This window comes from Hydrogenophaga sp. (assembly GCF_030158645.1).
In the GTDB taxonomy this organism is placed as follows: domain Bacteria; phylum Pseudomonadota; class Gammaproteobacteria; order Burkholderiales; family Burkholderiaceae_C; genus Hydrogenophaga.
The window spans coordinates 61,964-72,117 of the sequence record NZ_JAOASO010000036.1 but is presented as its reverse complement, the minus strand read 5'-3'; the positions used below and the strand labels follow the sequence as shown (position 1 = coordinate 72,117).

At 66.8% G+C, this 10,154-nt stretch carries 8 protein-coding genes; 3 read left to right on the top strand and 5 right to left on the bottom strand.

Annotated elements, in window-relative coordinates; all coding sequences use genetic code 11:
* Window positions 1-1,016 (bottom strand): PAS domain-containing protein (locus Q1W68_RS03905; protein ID WP_300650539.1); only part of this gene is annotated, 1,016 nt, incomplete at its 3' end.
* Window positions 1,017-1,410: 394 nt separating this feature from the next.
* On the opposite strand from Q1W68_RS03905, the gene Q1W68_RS03900 reads away from it, so the two are divergent.
* Entirely contained in the window at window positions 1,411-2,241 is an 831-nt protein-coding gene (locus Q1W68_RS03900) for a hypothetical protein (RefSeq protein ID WP_300715645.1), read from the top strand.
* A 114-nt stretch (window positions 2,242-2,355) separates the two neighbouring features.
* Here Q1W68_RS03900 and Q1W68_RS03895 read toward each other — a convergent pair whose 3' ends face one another.
* The 3 genes from Q1W68_RS03895 to ssb all read right to left on the bottom strand — a co-directional run bounded on the left by Q1W68_RS03895 (window position 2,356) and on the right by ssb (window position 4,188).
* Entirely contained in the window at window positions 2,356-2,712 is a 357-nt protein-coding gene (locus Q1W68_RS03895; RefSeq protein ID WP_300650545.1) for a hypothetical protein, read from the bottom strand.
* 257 nt (window positions 2,713-2,969) lie between these two features.
* Entirely contained in the window at window positions 2,970-3,629 is a 660-nt protein-coding gene (locus Q1W68_RS03890; RefSeq protein ID WP_300650548.1) for a response regulator transcription factor, read from the bottom strand.
* Window positions 3,630-3,690: 61 nt separating this feature from the next.
* Window positions 3,691-4,188 (bottom strand): single-stranded DNA-binding protein, encoded by a 498-nt coding sequence (ssb, locus tag Q1W68_RS03885; protein ID WP_300650550.1) that lies wholly within the window; start codon window positions 4,186-4,188, stop codon window positions 3,691-3,693.
* A 142-nt stretch (window positions 4,189-4,330) separates the two neighbouring features.
* Between ssb and Q1W68_RS03880 the strand changes: the two genes are divergently transcribed.
* Entirely contained in the window at window positions 4,331-5,698 is a 1,368-nt protein-coding gene (locus Q1W68_RS03880; protein ID WP_300658648.1) for a chloride channel protein, read from the top strand.
* Here the strand turns inward: Q1W68_RS03880 and Q1W68_RS03875 are convergent.
* Window positions 5,695-6,861 carry an MFS transporter gene (locus Q1W68_RS03875; protein ID WP_300651979.1) on the bottom strand — a complete coding sequence of 389 codons (1,167 nt, stop codon included), beginning with the start codon at window positions 6,859-6,861 and terminating at the stop codon, window positions 5,695-5,697. The two genes, Q1W68_RS03880 and Q1W68_RS03875, sit on opposite strands and share 4 nt — an antisense overlap.
* A gap of 315 nt (window positions 6,862-7,176) precedes the next feature.
* Between Q1W68_RS03875 and uvrA the strand changes: the two genes are divergently transcribed.
* Window positions 7,177-10,152 carry an excinuclease ABC subunit UvrA gene (gene uvrA, locus Q1W68_RS03870; RefSeq protein ID WP_366146692.1) on the top strand — a complete coding sequence of 992 codons (2,976 nt, stop codon included), beginning with the start codon at window positions 7,177-7,179 and terminating at the stop codon, window positions 10,150-10,152.
* Window positions 10,153-10,154 lie beyond the last annotated feature (2 nt).

The following is a 10,154-nucleotide window of genomic DNA, read 5'->3' as shown; positions in this document are numbered from 1 at the left end:
CCGATGATCTCCACCGGGATGCGCTCGCCGCGCACGTTGAAGATCTCGCTCTCGTGCGCCGCGTCCGCCCCGGAGGCAAGGATGTCGGCCGCTCGATCTCGAAACGCCGGTGACACCAGGTTCAGCACCGGTTTGCCCAACAGTGTGTGCAGCGGCATTTCGAACAGGCGGCTGGCGGCGGGGTTGGCGTCCGTGATCCGCCCGTCGCTGTGGAAGATCACCCCTTCTTCGCTGGCGCTCATGAAGCGGGAGAGGCGATCCTCCGATTCGCGCAGTGCCTGCTCGGCCTTGTAACGCTGGGTGATGTCGGTGAGCAGGAAAAACAACCCCTTTTCCGAGCTGGCCGGCCAAGACCGGGTCGCCAGGCTGAGACTCACCTCAACCCACCTCGGCGCGCCTGTGCCCGTGTCGACCTCGCACGTGAAGGTCACGGGTGTCCTTTCGTGGAGCAGGCGCCTGACGTGCAGGTTGACTTCTTCCACAAGGTCCTCACCCACCACATCCCGCGGGCTCATGCCGACGATGGACTGCTCGTCCAGCCCGAACACCTCGGCAAACTGCTGGTTGGCAAACAGGCAGACGCTGCGCGGTTGGTGACCAAAATACGCCACCATCATGGGCAGGTGCGAGAACACCAGCTGGATGCTTTCGGTGATGGACCGAGCCTGCCGTCGTGACAGTTCGACCGCGGTGGTGTCTGCGAAGTAACACGCGTGATGACCGAGCTCCGCACTCCAATGCCCATTGCAGGCGAGCCACATGGGTGGCAGGGCCGCACCCGTTGCACTGGTCTCGCTCAGCCGCAGTGAGACCTGAAAATTTTGGGGTCGCGCGAGGGCCGACGTCAGGTCCTGGAGCGAAGGACCGCACAACAGCGCCGTCCAGTCGGACGGACCTCCCCTGACTTCATGCAGATCCCTGAAGGCTGCCGATGCGCCCAGCAGTGCGGCATCCGGCCCCAGCGCAGCCCCCAGGCCCGGGAGAAGGTGCCACGGAATCACGAAGGGATTTCGCATGGGATTCAGATGTGTCCTTGGGTGGCGGAGCGGGGTTGAAAGATCGTAGCCGTGGGACCGAAATAAATCCACCGGGTGGAGGGCGAGCGGGAGGTGCAGGGGCCTTGCGTGACGTCTGCTGCGATCGGCTCTGGAAATACTGCACGCGTGTTATTGAGGCCCGCATGGCCTGCTCTGAGACTCGAAGCTCACGTCATCCACCCAGGAAGAAACGAGCATGACAGAGCGCTTTGCCGACACCTTGCAGCGAGACGCCAAGGCTTCTCCGGACGACCCCGCCACGCCGGCAAGCGCACCCCCTGTCCCGGATGGGCGCATCCCTGCACCGAGGGGTGGCGCCGGTCAGGCTCACCAGCCCCTGACACTGGCGGCGGTGTTGCACCATGTCCTGCAGATGGACAGTCCCGCCGGACCCGCCGATGAACCCATGCTGCGGCGCGTGAACCGCGTTCTGGACACCGTACTTGAGACCTGCCTGCAGCTGGACGCGGCGCGCCAGCAACTGCAAAGCGCCATCGCCACCCAGCGCGAGCTGGAAGTCGTGCTCGAGATGCTGGCGGCCCGGGTCGAGCTGGGTCAGGCCAGCCCGGTGGAGCACCGCAAGGTCGCCGCCCGGCTGTGTTCTGCGCGGGACATGGTGACGCGGTGCGTGAGCGACTGGAACCGCATTGGTCGCCGATTCACGCAACTGACCCGGTTGCTGCCGGTTCAGTTGAAAGCCGGATTTGACGCCCTCGAGCCTGTTCAGCTGGACGAGATGGACCGGCTCGCGCAAGCCAGCCAGTCCACCGGTGCCGACGTGCAGTTCAGCCTCAGCCTGCGTGCCCAGGCGTGGGCAGCGCAACGCGCCGACCCTGCCCACCCGAGCGGTTTCGGGCCGGTGGATTTTGGTGCCTGGCTGTCGGGTCTCGAGGAGGCCAGAGCGCAGGCCGCGACGGTTTTTGCGGGTGCCCGAGAGGCGTATTTTCAGGCGGTGCTGAATTTCGACCGGGAGCATGCGCGTCTGGTTCGGGCGCGCTCCCTGCGGCGCACCGCCGAGACCTGGTTTCGCCTGAACACCCGCAGCGCAACCGAGTACGCGGATGCCATCGTGGAGGAGAGCCGGTGCAACCACGCCATGCTCTCCTGTTTGGCGCAGCGGCGGTCGAGCCAGCACCACCTGTATGCACTCGCCGGTCTGCTGCCCCAGCAGTTCGGGCTCGTTGAGCCGGCAGACGGGTACTGAACGGTTCGGGGTCACATCGCTGCGTTCATCGGGACACGGCGGTTCACGGTGCCACGAAAAAAGGGCCTTGCTGATCTTCAGCAAGGCCCTTGGTCATCTGGAGGAGCCAGCGTGTCAGTGCATCGTGGCGAGCGGTGCGTTCACGTCGGCGGGCGACCTGAACCACAGGCCGGCAAACGCGCTGTAGCGCAGCATCGAACTCTGGCGCACGCGCCGGTCGATCTTCTTTTCGATCGCGGGCATCTTGCCGAGCATGTCGACCACGCTGGCGTCCCACTTGACCACCTTGACAAAGGCGGCGTAGATCTCGAGGCCCGCCGGGTTCAGACCGACGGATCGCACCATGATGCGGATCTGGTCGGGTCCGAGTCCCAGCATCTCGAAGCAATCCTTGATCATGTCGTGGTAATCGTCCGAGATCGATGTGGGTGTGATCTCGGAGTCGATGTCTTCGCTGGCTTGTGGTTTCACTTCGCTCCTCAGGCCCAAGTGTTTGATGACTCCCTGGGTCAATGCATGAATCCTCATGATGTACCTCGCTGGTCTGCGGTTGGTTAGGTGTCCGAAGATGCGTTCACCATGGGATGAAGTATCTGGCCCGGATACCCCTACCCCCAATAATGCATGAGCACTATTTTGCGAAAAAAGCGTGCGTTTTCCCCTTGGGTGCAGAACTTCGGTGCTCCTCGGGGAGCTGGTCCGGGTACTGGGGGATGTACGCGACGGGCTCAGAGGTTGCTGTCCACGTCGGGCGCTTCGGCCAGCCCCGACTGCATGGCGTAGGCCGCGATTTCGGCGCCGTTGTGCAGGCCGAGTTTGAGCATCACGTTCTGCCGGTGTTTGCGCGCGGTGAGCACGCTGATGTGCAGAGCATCTGCGATTTCCTGGTTGCTGCCGCCTTTGGCGATCATGCGAACGATCTGCTGTTCGCGCTGGGTCAACGTCTGCGAAAGACCCAGGCTGCTCGCGCGCACGTTGGCCGTGCTGTCCAGGCTCTTGGACACCTGCTGGCTGATGTATTGGCGGCCCGACAGCACAGCCTGGATGGCGTCCAGCAGCTCGGACCCTTGCTCGTGTTTGAGGACGAAGCCATCAGCGCCTGCTGCAAACGCGTTGGCGACCGAGCCCGGGTAAACATTGCCTGTGACGATCAGCACCTTGGTCTCGGGCGTGAGCTTCTTGACCTTGCGGGCGACTTCGATGCCCGAGCTGTCGCTCAGCGCGAGGTCCAGCAGCAGCAGGTCGGGCTTGTGAAAGCCCACCAGCGCCTCGACCTCACTGCCCAAGGCGGTTTCCGCCACCAGCTGGAATCCGCCGGTGGCCGACAGCAACATGCTGATGCCCTGACGGACCAGTGCGTGATCTTCTGCAACAACAACTTTGACCATGGTGAGCACCGGTTGAAGGAATGAACACCCTGCCGTGTGCCGACGACACGGCCGACCTGCGTCAGAACGGGATGTCGTCGTCCATGTCGTCGAAGCCGCTGGACTGCCGCGCGGGTGCGGCGGCCGGGGCCTGCCGCGCGGCGGGTGCCGGTGCCCGTGGGGCTGCAGCGGGCGGGCGGGCATAGCCGCCGCCACCGCCGCCCTCTTCGTTGCCGCCCATGCCTTCACGGCCGCCCAGCAGCTGCAGTTCGGTGGCGACGATGTCCACCGTGTTCTTCTCGACGCCCGCCTGGTCGGTGTACTTGCCGTATTTCAGGCGGCCTTCCACGTAGATCGGACGGCCCTTCTTGACGTATTCACCCGCGATCTCGGCCAGGCGGTCGTAGAAGGTGACGCGGTGCCACTGCGTGTCTTCGATCATCTCGCCGCTGTTTTTGTCCTTGCGGCGGCTGGAGGTGGCCACGCTCACGTTGGCCACGGCCTGACCCGAGGGGAGGTATCGGATCTCGGGGTCTCGGCCGCAATTGCCGACGAGGATGACTTTGTTGACGGATGCCATGGTGATGTCCTGTAGAGGGGTGGGGCGGCCCGTGCGGGCCGGCCCGAAAAACGGTCAGTCATTGTGCCGCAACTGACCGTCAGCGGGCCGTTGGCGCAGGCGAGGCGCAACCCGTATACCCCTGGCCCTACACTGCCACCCCATGAAAGGCGAACCGGACTTCCTGCAGAACCTGCGCGACGAAATGGGCGGCGGCCGGCAATGGCTGGACCGGGCGGTGGTGATCGCCTACGCCGTGCTTGCGGGTCTGGCGGTGGTGGGCTTCACCCTGCTGGCCGATGCCGCCATCGACCTCTACAGCCGCCTGCGCAGCGGCTGGTGGTGGGCCCCCCTGATCTGGACGCCGGCCCTGACCGCCTTGATCGTCTGGACGATCCGGCGCTGGGCGCCCGGCGCGGTGGGCTCGGGCGTGCCGCAGGTGCTCACCGCGCTGGCGCCGGAGACCCCGCTGAGTGAGCGCTCGCGTTTTGTGTCCTTGAAGCTGAGTGCGGCCAAGGTGCTGGGCGTGTCGGGCGGGCTGCTGGCGGGCTTGTCGGTGGGTCGGCAGGGGCCGTCGGTGCAGGTGGCGGCCGGGGTGATGCTGCACGCGCGGCGCTGGCTGTCGCCGGCCTCGGGCATCAGCGACCGCGAATTGCTGGTGGCCGGCGGCGCGGCCGGTATCGCTGCGGCCTTCAACACGCCGCTGGGCGGCATCGTGTTTGCCATCGAGGAGCTTTCGCGCCGCCTGCAGGACCGCAGCAGCGGCCTCATGCTCGCGGCCATTGTGGTCGCCGGTCTGGTGGCGGTGTCGGCGTTCGGCAACCTGTCCTACTTCGGGCGGGTGCGGGCCGACGCGCTGTCGTGGTGGAGCCTGCTGGCGCCGGGTGCGCTGGTGGCGCTGACTTGTGGCTTGCTCGGGGGACTGCTCTCCCGGCTCATGCTCGCCTCGTTCACCGGGCTGCCCGATCGCTTTTGCGCCTACCGGCGCAAGCGCCCGGTCACGTTTGCCGCCCTCTGCGGGCTGGTGGTGGCCGTGATCGCGGTGGTCAGCGACGGCGCGGCCGTGGGGGTCGGGCACGAACACACCAAAGACCTGCTGGATCAGGCCGCCGACCCGGGCGCCACGCACCAACCCCTGGTGTTCACCGGCCTGAAATTCGTGGCGTCGTGGTTGTCGGCCTGGGCCGGTGTGCCCGGCGGCATCTTCGGACCCAGCCTGTCGCTGGGCGCTGGCGTGGGCGCCGACGTGGCCTGGCTGCTGAACTCACCCCACGGTGCGGCCCTGATCGCGCTGGGCATGTGCGGTTTTCTGGCCGCCGTGACGCAAACGCCCATCACCGCCATGATCATCGTGATGGAGATGACCGATGGCCACAGCATGGTGCTCAGCCTCATGGCCTGCGCGCTGCTGGCCAGCCTGGTCTCGCGCATGATCAGCCGGCCGCTCTACAGCACGATGTCGCTGTTGATGATGCGGTCGCTGCGGGATCGCACCGACCCGGCTCCCCAGCCTGAACCCCTTGGACGTTAGACGCGAGCGGTCGAGCGCATCGGCCAGGCCAGCGCCATCCACAGCAGCATCAGGCCGGCGCTGACGAAGAAGATGCCGGTGCTGCCCCAGGTCTTGATCACCAGACCGCCCAGGCTGCCGCCGGCGAAGATGCCCAGCGACATCAGCGTGTTGTAGACACCCAGCGCCGCCCCGCGCTGGCGCGGCTCGGCCAGCCGCGACACCAGGCTGGGCTGGCTGGCTTCCTGGGTGTTGAACCCGACGAAATACACACACAACAGCGCGCCCACCGCCCACAGCGAGGGCGCTTGCAGGTTGAGCCAGAACCCGAGCTGGGCCAGCACGATGAGCGCGATCGACCCCAGGTAGACCTGTTTGAAGTAGCCCATGCGCTCCAGCCGGAAGAGCAGCCCGCCCATGACGAGCAGCGATGCCAGCACGGCCGGCAGGTACACCTTCCACTGCTCGGCGCTGGTCAGGCCGGCCTCTTGCAGCAGGGCGGGCACCGACATCCACATGGCGATCTGCACCGCGTGCAGCACGAACACGCCCAGGTCCACGCGCAGCAGTTCCACATCGGCCAGCACCTCGCGCAGGCCGCCGCGGTTCTGCGCGTGCTGCACCGGCGGCTCGGGCGGCACGACCCAGGCCACCACGGCCATGCCGATGGCGGCCAGCACCGCGGTGAGGGCAAACAGGCCGGCGAGGCCAATAAGGGGCACCAGCAGCGGCGCCAGCACCAGCGACAGCGCGAACATGAGCGCGATGCTGATGCCCACCAGCGCCATGGACTTGGTGCGCACCTCGTTGCGTGTGAGGTCGGCCAGCAGGGCGGTGACGGCGGCAGAGATCGCGCCCGAACCTTGCAGGGCCCTGCCGATGGCCAGCCACACCATGGTGGGCGCCCAGGCGGCGATCAGGCTGCCAACGACAAAGAGCGCCAGACCCGCCTGGATCACGGGTTTTCGGCCCAGCCGGTCGGAGGCGATGCCGAACGGCACCTGGAACAGGGCCTGCGTCAGCCCGTAGACGCCCATGGCCAGGCCGACCAGAAAGGGATCGTCGCCACCGGGGTAGGTGGGGGCCTGCAGCACGAACACCGGCAACACCAGGAACAGCCCGAGCATGCGCAACGCGTAGATGGACGCCAGCGCGCCGCTGGTGCGCCGCTCGATCGGCGTCATGCGCGTTGCCGCCCCTGGGGCGGGCGTGTCGGAGGGGGCTGTGCTGAGGGAGGACAAGGCGGCGCCGGACAAAGCCGGTATTGTGCTTGAAGGGCTTGCGCGCGCCGGACGGGCCGGCGCAAAAACGCTCGGCGGCTTATCATGCCGGGTTGCCCTGAACACACCCACCGCGCCTTGAACCAGAACCTGCCCCCGGACCTGAATCTGCCGAGTTTGACCGGCGCCCCTATTCCGGAGACTGTGCCGGTGGAGCCCGACGAACCAGCGCTGCTGAATCGTGTCAACGCCGCGCACCTGCGCCACGCCAGCCCGTTTTTGTCGGTGCGTGGCGCCCGCACGCACAACCTGAAAAACATCGACCTCGACATCCCCAAACACTCGCTGGTGGTCATCACGGGGCTGTCGGGATCGGGCAAATCGAGCCTGGCGTTCGACACGCTGTACGCCGAGGGCCAGCGCCGTTATGTGGAGAGCCTCTCGGCCTACGCGCGGCAGTTCCTGCAGCTCATGGACAAGCCCGACGTGGACCTGATCGAAGGCCTGTCGCCGGCGATCGCCATCGAGCAGAAGGCCACCACCCACAACCCGCGCTCCACCGTGGGCACGGTCACCGAGATCCACGACTACCTGCGCCTGCTGTTCGCCCGCGCCGGCACGCCGCATTGCCCCGAGCACGACCTGCCGTTGGCCGCGCAAAGCGTGGCGCAGATGGTGGACGCCGTGCTGTCCCTGCCCGAAGGCACGCGCCTGATGATCCTGGCGCCGGTGGCGCGCGAGAAGAAGGGCGAGTTCACCGAGTTGTTTGCCGACATGCAGGCACAGGGCTACGTGCGTTTCCGCATCAACCAGACGGTGCTCGACTTCGACGCCCTGCCGGCCCTGAAGAAAACCGAGAAGCACAACATCGACGTGGTGATCGACCGCATCAAGGTGCGCACCGATGGTGAGGAGGAGGGCGTGAACCCGCTCCGTCAGCGGCTGGCTGAAAGTTTCGAGGCCGCACTTCGCCTGGCCGATGGCAGGGCACTGGCCGTGGACATGGACACCGGCGCGGAGACCACGTTCTCCGCCAAGTTCGCCTGCCCGCTGTGCAGCTACACCGTGGGTGAGCTGGAGCCGCGCCTGTTCTCGTTCAACTCGCCCATGGGCGCCTGCCCGACCTGCGACGGCCTGGGCCACACCGAGTTCTTCGATCCGGCGCGCGTGGTGGCCTTCCCCACGCTGAGCCTGGCCAGCGGCGCCATCAAGGGCTGGGACCGGCGCAACGGCTACTACTTCGCCATGATCGAAAGCCTGGCGGCGCACTACAAGTTCGATGCCGAAGGCCCCTGGGAGGCGATCCCGGCACCTGTGCAGCAGGCCCTGCTTTACGGCTCGGGTGAGGAAGAGATCAAGTTCAGCTACGCCCTCGAATCGGGCGAACGCGCGGGCAAGAGGGTCAGCAAGAAGCACCCCTTCGAAGGCATCATCCGCAACTTCGAACGCCGCTACCGCGAGACCGACAGCCCGGCCGTGCGCGAAGAGCTGGCGCGCTACCGCGCGGTGCAACCGTGTCCTGATTGCGGCGGTGCGCGCCTGCGCCGCGAAGCGCGCCACGTGTTCGTGGGTGAGGGTGAGCACAAGCAGCCCATCTACAAGATCAGCCACGTCACGCTCGGTGATGCGCTGGCGTATTTCCAGAAGCTGGAGCTGCGTGGCACCAAAGGCGACATCGCGGCGCGCGTGATCAACGAGATCCGCCAGCGCCTGAAGTTTTTGAACGACGTGGGTCTGAACTACCTGAGCCTGGACCGCAGCGCCGACACGCTCAGCGGCGGCGAGGCCCAGCGCATCCGCCTGGCCAGCCAGATCGGCAGCGGCCTGACAGGTGTGATGTACGTGCTCGACGAGCCCAGCATCGGCCTGCACCAGCGCGACAACGACCGGCTGATTGCCACGCTGCAGCACCTGCGCGACCTGGGCAACACGGTGCTCGTGGTCGAACACGACGAGGACATGATCCGCACCGCCGACCACGTGATCGACATGGGCCCGGGTGCCGGCGTGCACGGCGGGCGCGTCATGGCGCAGGGCACCTGCGCCGCCGTCATGGCCACGCCGGGTTCGCTCACCGGCGAGTACCTCAGCGGGGTGCGCAGCATTGCGGTGCCGTCGCGGCGCACGCCGTGGCTGCCGGTGGTCAAGAGCACGGCGCCCGCCTTCAAGCCGCGTTTTGCGCCCAGCCCGGCGGCCGAACGCCGCGCTGCGCGCGAGGCCGCGCACCAGGCCTCGCTGGGCGAGCTGCAGGAGATCCGCGTGGTCAACGCCACCGGCCACAACCTCAAGGGCGTGAGCGTGGCGTTTCCGGTGGGCCTGCTCACCTGCGTCACCGGCGTGAGCGGCTCGGGCAAATCCACCCTGGTCAACGACACGCTCTACGCCGCGGTGGCGCGCACGCTCTACCGCTCGCACGACGAGCCCGCCGAACACGAAGCCATCGAAGGCATCGAGCATTTCGACAAGGTCATCAACGTCGACCAGTCGCCCATCGGCCGCACGCCGCGCAGCAACCCGGCCACCTACACCGGCCTTTTCACCGGCATCCGGGAGCTGATGGCCGAGGTGCCCACCGCGCGCGAGCGTGGCTACGGCCCGGGCCGCTTCAGTTTCAACGTGGCCGGTGGCCGCTGCGAAGCGTGTCAGGGCGATGGCGTGGTCAAGGTGGAGATGCACTTTCTGCCCGACGTGTACGTACCGTGCGAGGTGTGCAGCGGCCAGCGCTACAACCGCGAGACGCTGGACGTTCAGTACAAGGGCAAGAACATTGCGCAGATCCTGGACATGACGGTCGAGCAGGCCCACACCTTCTTCACCGCCGTGCCCACGCTGCACCGCAAGCTGCAGACGCTGATGGACGTGGGCCTGACCTACATCCAGCTCGGCCAGAGTGCGACCACGCTCTCGGGTGGTGAGGCGCAGCGCGTCAAGCTCGCGCTGGAACTCAGCAAGCGCGACACCGGCCGCACGCTCTACATCCTGGACGAACCCACCACCGGCCTGCACTTCGCCGACATCGAGCTGCTGCTCCAGGTGCTGCACCAGCTGCGCGACGCGGGCAACACCATCGTGGTCATCGAGCACAACCTGGATGTGATCAAGACCGCCGACTGGGTGATCGACATGGGCCCCGAGGGCGGCTCTGGCGGGGGCACGGTGCTCGCGCAGGGCACGCCCGAGGCCATCGCGGCGCAGGTGGGCAGCCACACCGGGCATTACCTCCAGCGCTTGTTGACGTTGCCGCAGGCCGCGTGACG

What these genes read in the sequence shown, in the direction of transcription:
- Q1W68_RS03880 (WP_300658648.1), top strand. Translation starts at nt 4,331, where the DNA reads ATGAAAGGCGAACCGGACTTCCTGCAGAACCTGCGCGACGAAATGGGC.
- Q1W68_RS03900 (WP_300715645.1), top strand. Translation starts at nt 1,411, where the DNA reads ATGGACAGTCCCGCCGGACCCGCCGATGAACCCATGCTGCGGCGCGTG.
- Q1W68_RS03890 (WP_300650548.1), bottom strand. Translation starts at nt 3,629, where the DNA reads ATGGTCAAAGTTGTTGTTGCAGAAGATCACGCACTGGTCCGTCAGGGC.
- ssb (WP_300650550.1), bottom strand. Translation starts at nt 4,188, where the DNA reads ATGGCATCCGTCAACAAAGTCATCCTCGTCGGCAATTGCGGCCGAGAC.
- Q1W68_RS03875 (WP_300651979.1), bottom strand. Translation starts at nt 6,861, where the DNA reads ATGACGCCGATCGAGCGGCGCACCAGCGGCGCGCTGGCGTCCATCTAC.